At 69.1% G+C, this 17,029-nt stretch carries 17 protein-coding genes; 13 read left to right on the forward strand and 4 right to left on the reverse strand.

Going from position 1 to position 17,029, the window contains the following annotated elements; translation table 11 throughout:
* Positions 1–32 precede the first annotated feature (32 nt).
* Entirely contained in the window at positions 33–461 is a 429-nt protein-coding gene (locus tag ACIPXC_RS30455; RefSeq protein WP_401624501.1) for a DUF6344 domain-containing protein, read from the reverse strand.
* Positions 462–1,038: 577 nt separating this feature from the next.
* Between ACIPXC_RS30455 and ACIPXC_RS30460 the strand changes: the two genes are divergently transcribed.
* The gene (locus ACIPXC_RS30460; protein ID WP_401624503.1) at positions 1,039–1,497 is read left to right on the forward strand and encodes an SCO4225 family membrane protein; all 459 of its coding nucleotides are present in this window, start codon (positions 1,039–1,041) and stop codon (positions 1,495–1,497) included.
* Positions 1,498–2,596: 1,099 nt separating this feature from the next.
* On the forward strand, positions 2,597–3,130 hold the full coding sequence (locus ACIPXC_RS30465) for an NUDIX hydrolase (RefSeq protein ID WP_401444556.1): 534 nt from the start codon (positions 2,597–2,599) through the stop codon (positions 3,128–3,130).
* Here the strand turns inward: ACIPXC_RS30465 and ACIPXC_RS30470 are convergent.
* Entirely contained in the window at positions 3,100–4,458 is a 1,359-nt protein-coding gene (locus ACIPXC_RS30470) for a hypothetical protein (protein ID WP_401444557.1), read from the reverse strand. The genes ACIPXC_RS30465 and ACIPXC_RS30470 overlap by 31 nt on opposite strands.
* A gap of 671 nt (positions 4,459–5,129) precedes the next feature.
* On the opposite strand from ACIPXC_RS30470, the gene ACIPXC_RS30475 reads away from it, so the two are divergent.
* From ACIPXC_RS30475 to ACIPXC_RS30490, 4 genes are read left to right on the forward strand one after another with little or no spacing between them, the layout of a single operon-like run.
* Positions 5,130–5,261, forward strand: coding sequence for a hypothetical protein (locus ACIPXC_RS30475; protein WP_008740613.1), 132 nt, complete (start codon positions 5,130–5,132; stop codon positions 5,259–5,261).
* Positions 5,262–5,280: 19 nt separating this feature from the next.
* Complete coding sequence (locus ACIPXC_RS30480; RefSeq protein ID WP_401444560.1) at positions 5,281–6,465, forward strand: cupin domain-containing protein; 1,185 nt, start codon at positions 5,281–5,283, stop codon at positions 6,463–6,465.
* Complete coding sequence (locus ACIPXC_RS30485) at positions 6,462–7,355, forward strand: aldo/keto reductase (protein ID WP_401624505.1); 894 nt, start codon at positions 6,462–6,464, stop codon at positions 7,353–7,355. The genes ACIPXC_RS30480 and ACIPXC_RS30485 overlap by 4 nt, the downstream gene beginning before the upstream one ends.
* Positions 7,336–8,193: a hypothetical protein gene (locus ACIPXC_RS30490; RefSeq protein ID WP_401624507.1), complete on the forward strand. Its 858-nt coding sequence runs from the start codon at positions 7,336–7,338 to the stop codon at positions 8,191–8,193. The genes ACIPXC_RS30485 and ACIPXC_RS30490 overlap by 20 nt, the downstream gene beginning before the upstream one ends.
* A 1,584-nt stretch (positions 8,194–9,777) precedes the next feature.
* Here ACIPXC_RS30490 and ACIPXC_RS30495 read toward each other — a convergent pair.
* Positions 9,778–10,254, reverse strand: coding sequence for a GntR family transcriptional regulator (locus ACIPXC_RS30495; RefSeq protein WP_401444568.1), 477 nt, complete (start codon positions 10,252–10,254; stop codon positions 9,778–9,780).
* Between the two features lie 186 nt (positions 10,255–10,440).
* Here ACIPXC_RS30495 and ACIPXC_RS30500 point away from each other — a divergent pair, with 186 nt between their 5' ends.
* The 7 genes from ACIPXC_RS30500 (at position 10,441) to ACIPXC_RS30530 (ending at position 16,547) form a co-directional block, all read left to right on the forward strand.
* Entirely contained in the window at positions 10,441–10,809 is a 369-nt protein-coding gene (locus ACIPXC_RS30500) for a hypothetical protein (RefSeq protein WP_401444570.1), read from the forward strand.
* Positions 10,810–10,934: 125 nt separating this feature from the next.
* Entirely contained in the window at positions 10,935–12,359 is a 1,425-nt protein-coding gene (locus tag ACIPXC_RS30505; RefSeq protein WP_401624509.1) for a cell division protein FtsK, read from the forward strand.
* A gap of 1 nt (position 12,360) precedes the next feature.
* Complete coding sequence (locus ACIPXC_RS30510; protein ID WP_401444574.1) at positions 12,361–12,546, forward strand: hypothetical protein; 186 nt, start codon at positions 12,361–12,363, stop codon at positions 12,544–12,546.
* A 47-nt stretch (positions 12,547–12,593) separates the two neighbouring features.
* On the forward strand, positions 12,594–13,352 hold the full coding sequence (locus tag ACIPXC_RS30515) for a DUF2637 domain-containing protein (protein ID WP_401444576.1): 759 nt from the start codon (positions 12,594–12,596) through the stop codon (positions 13,350–13,352).
* Positions 13,353–13,486: 134 nt separating this feature from the next.
* Positions 13,487–14,956, forward strand: coding sequence for a replication initiator (locus ACIPXC_RS30520; protein WP_401624511.1), 1,470 nt, complete (start codon positions 13,487–13,489; stop codon positions 14,954–14,956).
* A gap of 20 nt (positions 14,957–14,976) precedes the next feature.
* Positions 14,977–15,150 carry an AlpA family transcriptional regulator gene (locus ACIPXC_RS30525; protein WP_150261958.1) on the forward strand — a complete coding sequence of 58 codons (174 nt, stop codon included), beginning with the start codon at positions 14,977–14,979 and terminating at the stop codon, positions 15,148–15,150.
* Complete coding sequence (locus ACIPXC_RS30530; protein WP_401444578.1) at positions 15,144–16,547, forward strand: tyrosine-type recombinase/integrase; 1,404 nt, start codon at positions 15,144–15,146, stop codon at positions 16,545–16,547. Before ACIPXC_RS30525 ends, ACIPXC_RS30530 begins: the two co-directional genes overlap by 7 nt.
* Before the next feature lie 88 nt (positions 16,548–16,635).
* On the opposite strand, the gene ACIPXC_RS30535 is transcribed toward ACIPXC_RS30530, so the two are convergent.
* Positions 16,636–17,029, reverse strand: a 394-nt coding sequence (locus tag ACIPXC_RS30535) for a hypothetical protein (protein ID WP_401624513.1), incomplete at its 5' end; no start/stop codon positions are given.

Below are 17,029 nucleotides of genomic sequence, written 5' to 3' on the forward strand. Positions count from 1 at the left end.
GGTCCTGCTTCGTCCGGCCTGCCCGTACGGGTCTACGCGGCGAGCGCCAGCGTCTCGGGGGCACCTGCCGCACCCATGGCACGTGCGGCGCGGGGGGTGCGGGAAGCGCGGGGGGCGGGTACCGCAGCGGGCGTCACGGCGCGGGCAGCGGTTCCAGGCGCGGCACCCATGGCTGCGGCGGTGGTCGAGCGACGGACACCGGGGGTCTTGCCGTGGGCCTCGGCCCGGATGCGCTGCTTCAGGGTCGGCGGCAGCGAACCGCCCCGCATCATCTGCCGCCAGCTCCGCGGGGCCGAGACGGCCGGCCGGCGGACCGGGGTGGCGGCGGTGGCCGCGGAACCGCCGGCGGCGGGGGCAGCGGCCCGGGCCACCTTGCCGCCGAAGCCGAGGACGGAGAGGACCGCCACAAGGGCGGCGAGGACGGAGGTCCAGATCGACGTGAGGGCGTTGCGGTGAGCCATGACTGAGTGCCTCGATTCGCGATGTTCCGACGGGCGGATCTGAATACATTCGTCATGATGTGGGGGCAACCGCACTGCGCTCATCACACGCGCCGATCTTCTGACTAACACCACTCAGAAGGCCCAATCCGGCCTTTCCTCCCGTCTCACACCCCCTGCGGGACGGGCTTCCCTGGCCGCCCGGCACCGGGCCCGGCCCGGGGTCACCACCCCGCACACCGCCGGCCCACCGGCAACCCGAGAATTGCACCGCGCGCCCTCCCCCGACCGGGATCCCCGGGCACGAAAGTGGCCCCGACCGTTCCTCTTGGGTTCTCGTGGTCCTCGCATCACCCCAGCTCAGGGGATGCGCTGCACTTCGGGATCCGGGACCGTCCCGGAAGCGGTGGCGCAACGGCCGCGCCCCTGTGCCGGACATGGGGGATACGTTGCGCGGTGTCCTCCGCATGCTTGCCGCGCACGGCTCTGACCAGGTACGCACGGCTGAGCAGGATGAGTAGGCGCACTCAGGTGGCGGTCCTCGGCAGCTTCGAGACTGGGCGCAGGTCGAACGAAGCGTAAGGGAACGGGGAACGTCATGGTGCGGCGCTGGTCGAAGCCTGAGATGTGGGTGCCCGGTGGATACCTGGCGCTGGTGGTCGCGATGCTGGTCTACGTTGCGGTCGGCAGCCGGACGGGCGACATCGGGTTCTTCGGAGTCTGGCCGATCCTGGCCACGGCGCCGGTCAGCGTCTTGCTGCTGACGTCCTTCGGGCCCGCGGCGGACGCCCTGGACTCGACCCCGCCCGTGGATCCCCATCCCCAGTACGGCTCTCAGCCGCCCACGAAGCTGCCCACGGACTACCCCTCGGAGTCGGACCCGCTCCCCGCGGACTGGGTGGCACCGGACACATCCGTCGACAGCAAGCTCGACATGTGGTCCGAATTCGGCTTCTACGGCACTGTGCTGGTCAGCGCCCTGGTCAACGCCGCGGCGATCTGGGCCCTGCTCCGCTACGTGGCGCGGCGGCGCGACGCCAGGAGTGCGCGGGCCTAGCGTCGTGATCCTGGCTCACAGATGCCCATGCGCCCTGGTCAACATCGGGATACGGGTGTTCCAGGGTGAGACAGGACGAGCAGAGAGGGCGGGCACCCGATTCGGGTACCCGCCCTCTGACCTGCTACTTCTCTGACCTGCAAGCGGTGGGTGTGGGATTTGAACCCACGGTGACTTGCGCCACGACGGTTTTCAAGAGAGTGCTGTGGGCAGCGTCTCTGTCGTGCCTGACCTGCTCGTTCCCCGCCCTCGGGGGCCCTCGCCGCTCCTACCGGTCCACACCTGGTCCACGAGGACGCCCTTCCACGTGGTCGCCGGAGGATGGCCTAGCAGTCCTGCCCTTGCCGAGCCATGCCCGGCCGGCTGCTCAGCCTGACCTTGCATCTTCGCCGACTGCAGTCCAAGCCCCCATTGCTCCGCCATACGGAACCACAGCCGGACGACGCGAGAGCGTCGCGGTCGGCGATGTCCGTTGTCAGCGTGCCTTGGTTTGAGGGGCGAGACCGGTTGCTCTGCCAACTGAGCTAGCCACTCCGAGGAATGGCACGGGATTCGAACCCGCGACCCACCGGCCTCGCTTGCCCCCACCGTACGAGCTGCGGGATGCCCCGCGACGCACGACACCCTCCAGCTTCTCGCTGCCATCCGTTCAGCCGAGCTAGCGGCGAGCGTCCCCCCTCGCCGCCCCTGTCGCACGACACGTTCCGATGTTGTGCGACAACAGCCCCATGCAAGATCCAATGGACCCATGCAGCCTCAGATGCAAGGTCAAGTTGGAATGTGCAACGTCGACCCGCGCCGGACATCAACGATCACCGATCCCGGCCGTTACCTCTGATCACTCCTTTGCCACTATCAGCCGGTAGGCGCCGCACCAGCAAGAACCTCAGCGAGATCACCGCCTCCGGCTCGCCGCGAACACGCTGCGCCGCAAGTCGCTGCTGTTCACGTTCCTGCCACGACCACCCCGACCCCGTCGGATCAGGGCAGGCGTCCGAGGCCCCGCCGTATTCGTCACTGTGACGTGAATTTGCCCGAACCTGGCTGTAGTTCCGCCTAGCTCTGCGATGCTGGAGGCCGATCGAGAGGGGCCGCAGCAATGCAGTGGAAGATCCACGGGGAGCGTCCGATCTACGAGAACAAGTGGGTGAACCTCTGGCTCACCGACGTTGAGACGCCGGACGGACACCGCTGGGAACACCACGTCGTCAAGCTCCGCCACCTGGCCGTGGCCGCCGTCATCAACGATCGCCAAGAGGTCCTGATGATGTGGCGCCACCGGTTCATCACGGACGCCTGGGCCTGGGAACTGCCCATGGGTCTGGTCGAGGCGGACGAGACCCCGGGCGAGGCTGCTGCCCGCGAAGTCCTCGAAGAGACTGGCTGGCGACCCGGCCCGATGAAGCCCCTCGTCTACGCCGAACCGGCGAACGGCATCACCGACTCCCAGCACCACCTGTTCCGCGCCGACGGCGCCACGTACGACGGGCCGCCGACCGAGAAGAACGAGTCGGACCGGATCGAGTGGATCCCGCTGGCGAGCATCCGGGGCATGATCGACCGCCGCGAGATCGTCAGCAGCGGCTCCCTCGTCGGCCTCCTCTACGTCCTGATGGACGAAGGCGTGCGCTGACCCGGAGCGGGAAGCACCGCCCGTAGACGTGCCTCGAAGGCAACCGCGGCCGGCACCTCGCGATAGGGCGCAAGCTGCTCGTAGAACTCGCGGAGGTGCCCGGCCACCCGCTCGGACGACACCGCTGCGGCAGGCACCAGCGCCTCTATCGCCGTGTGGCACGCCTGGTCGAGCTTGCCCCGTTGGAGCTGGGTACGAGCCAACCAGAAGGCATGGAAGGCCCGGCCCCGCTGGTTCGCCGGGTCCTCCCGCTCCAGGGCATCCGCGATCAGCGGCTCGGCGATCGCTGCCTCGCCGAGTCGGCCGTGTGCGATGCCGGTGTCCACGATGAGTTTCGGCTCATCGAAGTAGGTCACCCATGCTGGGTCCGGGTCGTCCGCCTTGATCCGGCCGAACTGGCTGTGGGCCTCGGAGATCGCGGTGTGGGTCGCGGTCCGATCGCCCAAGGTCGCGTGGGCGAACGCCTCGCGCATGGCCAGCATGGCCCGGACTCTCGGCGTCGTGCCGATGGCCGCTCGGGCCTGGTCCTGGGCAGCGGACACCAGTGCCAGCGCGTCCGCCGGCTTGTCCTGGTAGGTCGCTTGAAGGCTCATGCAGGCCAGCACGTTGGCCATGAAGGGATGGTCGTCAATCTCCCTGGCCAGTTGCAGAGCTTCCGAGAAGTACGTGCGGGCCTGGTGGTACTGCCGGGCGTCGAAGTACGTCCATCCGGTCAGCCGCGCCAGCTCCGCCGCGATGCCGTACAGGCCGTTCTGTATCGGCGTCGGCCGCTGATCCTTCAGCAATCCCTCGACGTATCGCAGCTGGCCGACGACGGCCGGTCTCAGGGTTTCGCCCCCGTGCTCGTCGTCCCGGCGCCAGTAGTCCTCGATCGAGGAGCGTAAGGCGTGCAGCGTGGACGGGCTGGGATTCGTCCCGGCGGCCAGTGCCAGGATGCTGTCCACTTCCACGCCCGGCAAAGCACTGAGCGGCTTCGGCCCTGCGCTGTCGCTGACGGCCTCGGGCGGTTCCCGCTGGGCCACGATCAAGGCGGGCGGCGTCTCCCACCCGCGTCGGGCGAGCCCGAGCATGTGGCCGGGGATGCGCAGGCCGTCCGCGATCCGCTCGATCACATCCATGTGGAGTAGCTGCCGCCGGCCAGCGATGACTTCGCCGACGCGGCTCGGGGTCAGCTCGCACTGCCGGGCGATCATCGATGGGTAGATACCCGCCCTCGTCTTGACCAGCCGGAACACCCGCGTGAAGTCGCGGACCCGGCAGGCGTCGATCATCTGGGGATCGGTCAGCAGGCTGGGCGGGAGTTCCTTCGTGCGACGTGGCTCGGGCATCGGACACGCTCCGGAGGGAGACTACGGATCGCTTCAAGGTCTCAACCGAACGTGATGTTACCCAAGTTGGGTAATCCGCTGGACCTTTCTGGCCACCGCCCCCGCTGGCGAAGCTTCTGCACATGGCGAAGCGACAGAGGACGACCGCCTTGGAGACACACGGTGGCACTCCTGACTCACAGCGAACGGCCCTCCGGGCGACCTCGGACCTGGGCACCGAACCCCGCGTCCTGATGAGCCTGCGGGTGTCACGGGACTCGGGCCGGACGTGGTCGCCGAGCACGCGGGTGCTGCAAGGCGACCCGTTCGACATCCTCTCGAACCCCAGCAGCTACCCGCCGTGCGAGTGCCCGCGCTGCGGCGGCCAGCCGGTATCCGCCCGTGCCCTGCGCCCGGTGGCGGTCAAGCCGGGGGCCGCGTAGTGGACGCCTTACCTCAAGCCCGACTGAGAATGCGCGACCCCTGGGGCTGGCGCCAACAGCTCGCCGTCCTCCTGTACGTCGCCGTCGTCAGCGTCCTGGTGGTCGCCCTGGCCCTCGCCGGGGATCCCGGCCGCTGACCCACAGATCTCCGCCCTGAACTTCCTGAGCACATCCCGGGGCGGATGCACCACCCGCAAGATCCCTCGCCGGAACCCCGGTGGGGCCCATCAAGTCAGGAAGGAGTACGGGATGAACGAGAACGCTCCCACCGAGCAGAACAGCGGTCTGCTGATCGGTGTCCGCCGCATCGCCGCGGCCCGCTCGCGTGCCGAGGAAGCCTCGGACAACACGGGCGGCAAGTCGGACATGAACGACACCTGATCGACCGAGGAGACCCACGGTGATTGATTCCGCATCGTGGGCGGAGCGTCTGGGCGGGGACACGTTCCTCGCCCAGACGTGCTTCCGTGCCCACACAGTGATCCGCTCCAACGGCACCAGCTTTCCCGCACCGCTGACCTGGGACGACCTCAACGAGATCGTGGCCGCTCACCGGCTCGAACCGCCTCGGATGCGGCTCTCCCGCGCCGGGGAAGCCGTCCCCGCCACGGCATACTCCATCCTCCGTACGAACCGACGCGGGGTGTCCTGGTACCAGCCCCAGCCTGCCGAGTTCCACGCCCGGCTCGCTGAGGGCGCGTCCCTGGTCATCGACGCGATCGACCAGATCCACCCGCCCGTCCGGGAAGCTGCGGCCGGCCTCGAACGGTTCTTCCGCACCCCCGTGCAGGTCAACGCGTACGCCTCGTGGACCGCCGAGGAAGGCTTCGGCACCCACTGGGACGACCACGACGTGGTGGTACTCCAGCTCGAAGGCTCCAAGCGGTGGAAGATCTACGGCCCCACCCGCCAGGCCCCCGCCTGGCGCGACGTGGAAGCACCCGAGACCCCGACGGGCGACCCGATCGCGGACATCGTCCTGACGCCCGGCGACGTGCTCTATCTGCCGCGCGGTTGGTGGCACGCCGTGAGCGCCGACCAGGGCACCGCTTCACTCCACCTCACGTTCGGGCTCGCCACGCAGACTGGCGCCGAGTTCTTGGGCTGGCTGTGCGATGACCTCCGAGCGAGCGCGACCGTCCGGGCAGACGTACCGCGTTTCGGCACCTCGGAGGAGCGGGCGGACTACCTGGCTGCCGTACGGAAGGAGGTGTTGGCCGCCTTGGACGACCCTGCGGTTCTGGACCGCTGGGAAAGGTCTCTGGACGCGACGCACCCCGGGCGCCCGCGCCTGTCACTGCCACACCTCACCGCCGTGCCCGCCGAACCGGGCATCACGGTGCAGGCCACGGTGCCGCGTGCCCGGATCGACCAGGACGACCAGGCCGTGACCTTCGTCGGGGCGGGGAAGGAGTGGACCTTCGCTCTCCCCGTCGCACCGGTCCTCCGCCTCCTTGCGGGTGGTCCGCCGGCCACCCTCGCGGACCTGGCCGCCGAGTCCGATCTCACCCTCGCCCAGGTGGCGGAGGTCGTCTCCGCGCTCGTTGCCGGTCAGGCCGTCGCCGTGGTCGGGGGCTCCTCGTGACCGCTTCCCTGGGACTGGGAACGTACCGGGTGCGCGCCGTTGAACCGGCGGCTCGAACCGCGTGCGGCGACGGGCTCGTGTGGATCGACACCGCCCCCAACTACGGCAGCGCCCACCAGGCGCTCGGCCCCGTCATCGCCGACCATCCGCGCGCCATGGTGGCGACGAAGACAGGCTTCTTCGGCCCGGATGAAGGCGCGGCTGCTCTTCGAGCCGGGCTCCTCACTGCCGCCCAGGTACGGGCTGGACACAGCCTCGACCCCGGCTTCGTCCGCTGGCAGACGGAAAGGTCCCTGGCCGCTCTCGGCCGGATCGACCTCGTGTTCGTACACAACCCGGAGCACGCCGGCCTCTGTCACTCGGAGCTTCATCCGGCGCTTCGTGGTGTGTTCGCGGTGCTGGAGGAGTTCGCTGCCGCAGGAAGGATCGGCGGATACGGCGTGGCCACCTGGTCGGGGTTCCTCCACGACGCCTTCTCCGTGTCCGAACTCCTGAGCCTGGCCATCGAAGCCGCTGGTTCGGGTGAACATCACCTCCGGGCCGTCCAACAGCCGGTCAGCCTCGTCATGGCAAGGCCGATCGCCCTCGCCCTCGACGGCCGGGGCCCTCTCGTCCTGGCCCGTGCGGCGGGCCTGATCACCTTCGGCTCCTCGCCTCTGCACGGCGGCGAACTGCCCGGCCTCGTCACGCCCGAACTCGCCGAGTTCATCCGCCCGGGGGCCTCGCCGGGCACCGCCTGTCTCCTCGCTGCGGCCTCCTGCCCGAGCCTGGACGTGGTACTGCTGTCTGCTGGCACCGCCCCTCATTGGGCCGCCGCAAAGGCCACCGTTGCCGCCCCGCTCGATCCGGGCCACCTCAGGAAGGTCACCGATGTACTCGCCCAAGGATGAGACCACCAGGGCACGCATGGAGGACGCCCTGGCCCACGCCGCTGCCCACCTCGCCGCCACGACGACGGGGCCGCCTGCCTGGGGCTGGCTCGGCCGCACCATCGGCAGTCGCACCGGGGGCGGCCACTGGCTCCGAGTCCACTGCGGCGAGGCAGCCAAGACCCCCGCCACCCGGAACGAGGGGATCGCCCTCGCCGAGGAACGGGTGTCCGACAAGGTCTCCCGCCCTCACCTCCACGACCTGTACCGCTGGGACGGCGGCGAGTACGTCTTCGAAGCGGAACTGATCGACTACATCGCCCAGCCCGTCATCTCGCCGGAAACTCCCGACCTCACCGAGGATCCGGGGCTGCCGGACTCCTGGTGGACGACCCTGCGGGAGAGTCTGGACGCCCTCAGCGCCGCCGAACCGCCCCGCGAGGTCATCCGCCAGTCCTGGGCTGACCGGGTGTTCCCCGAGTTCCTGGGGATCCCCGCCCCGGCCATCACCGAACGGGTCACCGGACACGCAGACCTTCAGTGGGCCAACCTCACCCATGACCCGCTCGTCATCCTGGACTGGGAGCGGTGGGGCGCCGTCCCCGTCGGCTACGACCCGGCGATGCTCTACGTCAACAGCCTCCGCGTCCCCGCCGTCGCCGACCGCATCCGTGCCGAGTTCGCCCACGTACTCGACACGCCCGCCGGCCGGATCGGCGAACAGATCGCCCTCGCCGAGATGCTTCAGGCCGTGGGGCGCGGCTGGTACGTCGAGCTGGCGCCGCTCTTGCGCCGACGCGCGGAACACCTGACGGGGGTCCGTCCTCCAGTCCCGTCCCCCGCCCATCCGACCGACTGATCGGCGCCTCCTGCACGAGCCCCAGCGCACCCCCTCCGCGCTGGGGCTCGCGTGCGTCAACTCCCGTCCCGTCTTTGGCGTTTGACGATGACTGCCGCACCTGGCATCGCGGTCGGCCGGAGCGGCTTTGGCCGGTGTCCTGTTCGGGTTGGGGTCGGGCATGTTCAGGGGGCCGTACGCTGTCCGGCAACTCGGGCAGGCTTTGATCCTGCCCGGAATTTGAACGAGTGGCCCCCTGGACTTGCCCGACGCGGGCCCCGAGCCGAACAGGTGGGTAAAGCCGTGGAGGCCGGCCGCCCCGGCCACTGCTGGTTTAGCGGCGATCCACGGTGACCTGTGCGGGCTTGGGGTGCGTCCCGTTCCTGTTGGCCGTGCTTGCCGTGGGGTAGCGGGTCGGGGTTCTTCCGGGGTCTGGCTCGACCGCTTCTCGGGCTTTTGCGGCGCGAGTGGGCGGGGGCCGTCGCGGGCGGTGGCGGAGACATGGAGCCAGCGGCGGCCTGGGGCCGCCGCGCCGCGCGGCCCGCGCCAGCGGGCCGCCTTGATCCAGTAAAGAAACTTTGGACAGCTCATCCCTTCGGCCGCTTCGGCCGGTAGGTGATGGGCTGTTTTGGCATGTCTGGCACGCTTTCGCCGTAACTCTCCGTTTCACCCTGCCTTGACCTGGTCCGTTCGCGGGATCGCCGGACTTTATCCACAGGCTGCGCCGTGTCTGATGGGCGGCGAAGTTGTCCACAGGTCTTGGGGAGGGGTTGGCGATGGGCGCTCTGAGGGGGTGTCCGCTTTCGCTGGTTGCGTGTGGCCCGCGCCGGAGCGTCCGGTGGCCATGCGCCAGGAAGGCGGGGAATGTGACCCAGGGCACGACACAAAGGGTACTTATCGGGGTGGAGTACATCGAATTTCCACCCGGGCCAGCAAATGGCAGCGCGCAATATATCCGACGATCCCCGGTTAGCCCAACCGGGGATTCTCCGGATCCTTGTCCTCACCGACCCGCGTGCGGCCGGCACCCGAAGGAGAGGAGGAATGGGATGCATATCACCGGTGCGACTGTCACACGGGAGCCGATTTTTTCACCCGCCGAAACGTGGGCGACGCTTAGCACGCGATCCGTGATTTCCGAATTCACGGATTCTCCGGAGTCTTGGATCAGGGCTGCGCACGACCGTGTGGAGGTGGGACCGATGGCATGCAGCGATACCGGTGGCGTCGCACCCTTCTCGGCGGCCCGCCAGGCGGTACGGGGCACTTGCACGACCACCCGGGGGGCGGGATTCCGGGATGTATCTTCTGAGCTCATCCCGCCTGACGGGCACTCATCTAGCGGCGCAGCGCCGCTTCATGGCCCATTGAGCCAAGGGCGGATGAACGGCCCGCCTGAACGATCGGTGGTGCAGGCACGCGAGGATGACGGGCTGAACGGGGGCAGCATGGCAGGGCAGATTTCGAAGCGGGGGAATGTGAAGTCGATGGGTACGCAGGGGGATTCAGCTCAGGCCATGGTCGCGGAGATGCTGGCGACGGTCAGGCGGATGCGCCTGGAAGCCGCGGTGCTCATCGACGACGTGGCGGAACTGCGGCGTACCGCTATTCCCGCTCCGCAGCCTGCCGCTCGGCCTTGAGTTCGGCGACTTCCCGCTTTAGCTGCTGATGGTCCGCACTCAGCGCGCGGATCTCGTCCCTCAGCGACCGAAGGATCTCGGTAAGGGCCTCGGTGGGAATCACCTCACCGCTGGGAACCCCTACCGGGGCCTCGCTTCGCTTGGATGCCAGGTACCAAGCGGGGGCCTCGTAGTCGGCGGGGATGTCGTGGGCCAGTTCCGGAGCGTCGGCAACGAAACTGCCGCGCCCCTGGACGGTGTAGACGAGTCCCTCATCACGCAGGACGTTCACGGCGCTGCGGGCGGTCATGCTCGCGATGCCGAAGCGGTCTTGCAGCTCGCGATACGAGGGGAGCTGTTCGCCCGGCTTGAACCGGCCTGCCTTGATCTCGCGCCGGAGCTCGTCGGCTGCGTGCTGATACGGCGGCCGACGATCGGGCTTGGCAGTGCGGGCAGGGGTCATGCCTCCAGGGTAGCCACCTCTAGCACGCCTAGCACACCGGACTGACATTTCCGGCACCACTCCTGGCCCCATCGACCCCCATCTGCACATCCAACCCATCAGACGCACTTGACACTGCTAGCAGTGCTATGCATCAATGGTTTCAGCGCCGCACCTCAGCGGCCACGACGAAAGGTTTGATCACCCATGGCCAGGACCACTCTCCGCGTGCACGTGCTCGACACCACGAACGTCATGACCGGTACGCCGCCGGTGCCGAAGTGGAAGAACCAGGAGACCGGCGAGCGTGCGGTGGACCGGGAGACCGGTGAGCCGCTGTTCACGCTGACGCTCTTCCTGATGGAGGACGAGCGCGCCGAGACGATGAAGGTGACCGTCCCGCGCTCGGGTCTGCCGAACGGTCTGCACCCGGGCCGGTTCGTCCGTCCGGTCAACCTCTTCGCGACCCCGTGGGCGCGGATCTTCAACGACCAGCTCCAGGACGGCGTGGCCTACCGCTGCGAGGCCCTGACGCTGGCCGACGCCCCGGCGATCCCGGAGAACATCGCCGCGTGAACCGACCCGACCGCAACGGCGGCTACCGCTTCCCCCGCTCCCCGTGGCGTTGGTGGCCGCCGTTGTGGTCCAGGCGGGATCTCCCCGCCCCGCAGGAATCCCGTCTCTGCTGAAGGAAGTTACTGATGGAAGAAATGAACGAAGCCTCACGCTGGCTCAGCGCCGTGATGGGGCTCGGGCTCGGGCTGATCGCCCTGTGGACCGTGGTGTGGGTGGTCCGCTACCTCAAGGCGTCCCCGATGATGCGGGTCAGTATCCGGCAGGCGGTGCGTATTCGCCGGGGCTGGAGGCGCCTGGCGCAGATGGCCGGACTGTCCGTCACGGACAAGATGCCCACCCTTATGGCCGAACTCGCGAACACGGACGGCACCAAGCAGCACAAGCCCCGGGTGCTGACCCCGGCGCTGAAGGTCACGCCGGACGAGTTCGGTGTGATGGCGTGGGCGAACTGCCTGCCGAAGGTGAGCCTGGTCGAGTTCCAGAAGGCGGCCCCCTACCTCGCGGACGCCTGGGGCATGACCCGTGTCTCCGCCCTGCCCGGGGACAAGCCGGGACAGGTTCTGATCCGTGGCGTCCGCGTGGACCCGCTGATCACCGGGACTGAACACGTACCCACCGGCCGCCCGCCGAAGGAACTTGCCCGGTGGGAACTGGGCGTGGATGAGTTCGGCATGCCCGTGTCGGTCTCACTCAAGGACGTGCCCGGGGTCACGGTCGGCGGCCTGCCCGGCTTCGGGAAGACCTCTCTGACCCACCGGCTCATCTGCGACTGGGCGCCCTCGCCGGCCATCCAGTTCGTCACCCTCGACGGCAAGGTGACCCATGCCCGGGAAGGCGACTACGCCGAACTCGTCCAGCGCATGTTCGCCTTCGCCGGTGACGACCTTGAGTCGGCGAACAAGCAGCTTAAGCGTCTCGTTCAGCTGCGCCGTGCCCGCTCGGCGTGCATGACCAGCGTCCTGGGCGTGAAGAACATGTGGCACGTCGGCCCCTCGCAGAAGTGGCCGCTGATCGTCGTCAACATTGACGAGGCCCACACCTACTTCCGCGACCACAAGGGATCCGACCCCGCGACCAAGCGCCTGGCCGCCCTCGCTGCGGAGAACGCCCGGCTGGCGGAAGACCTCGTCAAGAAGGGCCGCGCGTTCGGCATCCTGACGATCCTCACCACGCAGAAGACCACCGGGGATGCGATCCCCACCTTCATCCGGGACGTGTGCCCCGTCGGTCTGTCCTTCGCGCAGAAGACCGCCGAAGCCGCGGTGGCCGCCCTCGGCGAGGACATCCGCCAGTGGCCCGACGCCAACCCCATCAACCTCCAGGATCCCGCCTATGTCGGCGTGGCGGTCATGTCCGCGCAGGGGCGTCCCGGCTTCGTCCGTATCCGCACCCCCTACGTCCCCGACGAATACGCCGGTGACATCGCCGCCAAGACCGCGCACCTGGTACGCGACCCCTTCAAGCTCCTGGAAACCCTCACCGGCCGCACAGTCGAAGACCTCGCCCAGCACGGCGACGACGAGGACGGCCCGGAACTGATGGCGGCCTGACATGGGCAACAACATCGCCATCTACATCGACGCCGTTCGCTCGTGCATCGCTCGCGAAGACATCGATAGGGCCATACGAATCGCTACCGCCGTCTACCCCCTCGCCGATATCCACGAACGCCGAGTCCTGGCGTTCTCCCTCGGCCGCCATATCACCCGCCTGCCCGGCCGTGGCGTCAATAACTGACCACTGCCACCGGCTCCAACTCCCCTTGAAAGGAGGTGAAAACCCTCATGTCAGAAGACCGGATGACACAGCGCACCGTGACCGTGGTCATGGCGGTCATCGCCCTGCTGGCCTTTGTGTTCTCCTTCGGCAACGTCTGGAGCCTGGCCCTGCGCCTGGGCATCCCCGACCCGATCGCACCCCTGATCGCCCCGATGGTGGACCTGTCCGTCCTCGGCCTCCTCGTCGCCCTGCGCTACCTCTCCCTGCGCGGCGTACCCGCCGAAGACCTCACCGCGGCAACGCGCCTGATGCACGCCTCCGGCTTCTTCACCCTCGCTCTCAACGTCGCCGAACCGATCATCGCCGGGCACTACGGCCGCGCCTGCGTGGACGCTGTGGCTCCCCTGCTCCTCCTCGGCTGGGGCGCTGTCGGCCCCGCCCTCCTGCGCCACTTCCACGCCGTCGCCATCCCGGCCCCCGTACCGGTCTCGGCTGTGCTCCCGGCTCCGGCCCCCGAGCCCACCCCGGAACCGGTGCCGCAGGACATCACGGCCGAAGCCACGCCCGAGCCCGCCCCGGAGCCTGACCCCGCCCCGGAGCCGGTCTCTGAACCAGCGGCACCCCCGGCCCTCGCCCCGGCGGCTCTTGCTCCTGCTCCGGCTCCGGTGGTCCAGGTGCCTCCGGCCCTGTTGGACGCCGCCCGTGAGATCGCCGATGCCCACCACACGGCACACGGTCAGGCGATCACCGTGCCCCAGCTCAAGGCTCGTCTCGGCGTTGGCCTCCCGCTGGCCACCGCCGCACATGCCGCGCTGACGGCCTGACCCACCCTCCGCCGGCCTTCCGTCTCTCCCCTCCTGGCCCCTGGGCCTGGTCCTCCATGCCCTCGGGCAGCACCACACCCATCTTGTGGTGCTGCCCGGGGCCCCCTCCACCAGCGGAAAGGATCCTCCTGCCGATGCCCCGCAACCTCGACCTGCGGCACGTGATCAGCCCCGCTGTCCGGGACCTGATCGAACTGGCCAACCTCGAAGACTTCGACCGCGCCCGCGATCAGATCACCCGCCTGCGCGGCTGCACCCGCCCCGTCAACCTCGTCGGCCACACCCACACCCGCAACGCCACCACCGGCGAAACGATCCGCTCGTACTCGACCGACCACGAATCCACCGGGCGCCTCCTGACCACCTGCGGAAACCGCCGCGCCTCCCGCTGCCCCGCCTGCTCCCGCACCTACGCCGCCGACACCTTCCACCTCGTCCGCGCCGGACTCTGCGGCGGCAAGGACGTCCCCGAATCCGTCCGCACGCACCCCCGCGTCTTCCTCACCCTCACCGCCCCCTCCTTCGGCCCCGTCCACAACCGCCCCACCAACAAGGACGGCAAGCCCCGCGCCTGCCGCTGCGGCAACCACCACCCGGAGGACGCCCCCGAACTCGGCACGCCCCTGGCCCCCAAGACGTACGACTACACCGGCGCCGTGCTCTGGAACGCCCACGCCGGAGCCCTCTGGGCACGCTTCACGCTCAACCTCCGCCGGGCCCTGGCCGCCCACTTCGGCATCACCCAGAAGGAGATGAAGGCCGCCCTGCGGGTCTCCTTCGCCAAGGTCGCTGAGTACCAAAAGCGCGGCCTGGTCCACTTCCACGCCGTCGTCCGCATCGACGGGCCCGACGGCCACACCAGCGCCCCGCCACCCTGGGCGACCGTGGACGACCTCACCCACGCCATCCGCACCGCCGTACCCCGCACCGCCCTCACCGTCACCTCCGACACCGTCGGAGACCACGAGATCCGCTGGGGCGCCATGCTCGACGTACGGGAGATCACCGCGCTGGGGGACGGCGAACTCACCGACGCGGCCGTGGCTGGGTACGTCGCCAAGTACGCCACCAAGAGCGCCGAGGAATCCGGCACCGTGGACCGCTCCTTGGTCTGCCGGACCTGTTCCGGTCGGGGGACTGTCGGGGGCCGGGTCAAGGATCTCTGCCCCGACTGCGAAGGCACCCGTCAGGCCGAACCCTTGCGGGACCTGCCCGTGCACCGGCACGTCCGGCAGATGATCCGCACCGCCTGGGACCTCGGCGGCCTGCCTGAATTCGCAGACCTCAAGCTCTGCAAGTGGGCCCACATGCTCGGCTTCCGCGGCCACTTCTCCACCAAGTCCCGCGCCTACTCCACCACCCTCGGAGCCCTCCGCGACGTCCGCCGCGCCTGGCGCCTCGCCCAGGCCGATGCCGCCCGTGCCCGCGCCGGCCACCCCGCGCCCGGCCCGGACACCGTGCTCGTCACCGAGTCCTCCTGGGCCTACCTCGCCTCCGGCTACCGCCCCGGCGAAGAACTCCTCGCCGCCCAGACCCGCCACGACATCAACCAGACCCGTGCCGACAAGGAACGGGCCAAGACCGAAGGGGAGGTCTGGCAGTGACCGCCGCACCGACCACCCGCATGCTGACCATGGTCGAAGCACTGGCCGAGCTGCGCATGTCTCGGGCCGCCTTCTACCGGCTCCGCGCTCGCGGGAATGCGCCCCGCTGCCTCAAGCTCCCCAACGGGCAGATCCGCATCCGCCGGGCCGACCTCGACGCGTGGTTCGAAGGCTGCGAGGTGCCCGCGTGCTGACGTACGACGTACAGATCTGGGGCATCCGCAAGCGCCCCGACCGCGCTGCGGCCTACCAACTCCGCTGGCGGGTCGGCATTCAGCCGTTCTCGAAGAGCTACAAGATCAAGGCTCAGGCGGACGGCCGACGCTCCGAGCTGCTGGCCGCGCTCCGCAAGCGCGAACAGTTCGACACCGAGACCGGCCTGCCGGCCTCGGAGGTGCAGGCGGCCCAGTCCCCCACCTGGTTCGCACACGCCCGGGAGTACGTGGCGATGAAGTGGCCGAACGCCTCGGCCAAGCACCGCGCGAGCATCGCGGACGCCCTCGCCACGGTCACCCCGCGCCTGGTGAAGGACAACCGCGGCGCCCCCGCTCCCCGGGTTCTGCGGACCGCCCTCTACTCCTGGGCCTTCCGCCTCGTCCTCGACCAGGACGGCGAACTCGTGGCCCGCATCGATGCCGAGGAAGCACCCGAAGCCATCGTGGCGGCCCTCGACTGGATCGGCCGGAAGTCCGTGGACATCTCGGCCCTGAACACACCGACGGTCGTACGGTCCGCCCTGGACGCGCTGGCCCGCAAGATGGACGGGACTGCTGCGGCGGACAACACGGTGAACCGCAAGGTGCCCGTGTTCAGCAACTGCCTGCGCTACGCCGTCGAGCTGAACCGCCTGTCCTCCCTGCCCCTGACCAAGGTGGACTGGACGGCACCCGAGACGGACGACGAGATCGACTTCCGATACGTCCCCGGCCCGGCCCTGGCCCGCAGGCTCATCAACGCCATGGGCGAGCGGGGAGACCGCGGCCGCCACCTCAAGGCGTTCTTCGGGTGCCTCTACTACGCGGCCACCCGCCCCGGCGAAGCCGTGAGCCTGCGCGAATCGGACTTCACCCTGCCCGAGGAAGGCTGGGGCCAAGTCGTTCTCTCGTCCAGTTCCCCGCGCGTCGGATCCGGCTGGACCGATTCGGGGGAGTCCTACGACTCCCGGGGCCTCAAGAAGCGCGCCCGGAAGGCCACCCGCGAGGTACCGATCCCGCCCGTCCTGGTCCGTCTGATCCGCGCCCACATCGCGGAGTTCGGCACGGCCGAGGACGGCCGACTCTTCCGAGCGGCCCTTGGCGGCAGCCTGCTCAGCAAGGAGTACGGCGACATCTGGAAGGCCGCTCGCCTCGCCGTCCTCACCCCGCACGAAATCAAGACTCCTCTCGCAAAGGTGCCCTACGGCCTCCGGGCCGCCGGCGTCTCCCTGTGGCTGGAGTCGGGGGTCTCCCCGGCCGAGGTCGCCCGCCGCGCCGGCCACAGCATCGCCGTACTGTTCCGCTTCTACGCCAAGGCAATCCGCCGCAACCAGCACCACGCGAACCAGCAGATCGAACGGGCCCTCAACGACTCCGACTGCTCCGAAAACGCGTAGACCGACCTCCAGGGCTTGTCCGATGGGTTGCGCGTGAGACCCGCCGGACAGGCCCTGGCATCAACGCGGCCGAGCGATCACGCCTCGCTCAGAACAGGTACTGCGACCGCCAGCTGGCCACCGTCTGACGCCCCTTGCGAACCCCGTCCCCGTCCGCGTCCACAAGGCATACGTACTTGCCCCTGAACATGTACAGGTCTCCCGGACTGCGCAGGTCCACGAAGCACGCGTTGATGTTGCTGTCGAACGGGTACGCGGGCCGCCATTCGGCGATGCTGGTCGGGCCCCAGCGCAGCTTGTCGCCCCCGGAGTCCACCTCGGCGACTTCGCTGCCCTTGAACAGATACAGGTCACCCGGGCTGCGCTGAGAGACGAAGCACGCCTCGATCTGAAGTTCCCCCGCTGTGCGGGAGTGGCTGACTAGCTGGTCATGGCGGGTTGACGTGGTTTCAGGTTCACTTGTTCGGTCGCTGCCTGGTTGG

The organism is Streptomyces sp. NPDC090021, from assembly GCF_044748225.1.
In the GTDB taxonomy this organism is placed as follows: domain Bacteria; phylum Actinomycetota; class Actinomycetes; order Streptomycetales; family Streptomycetaceae; genus Streptomyces.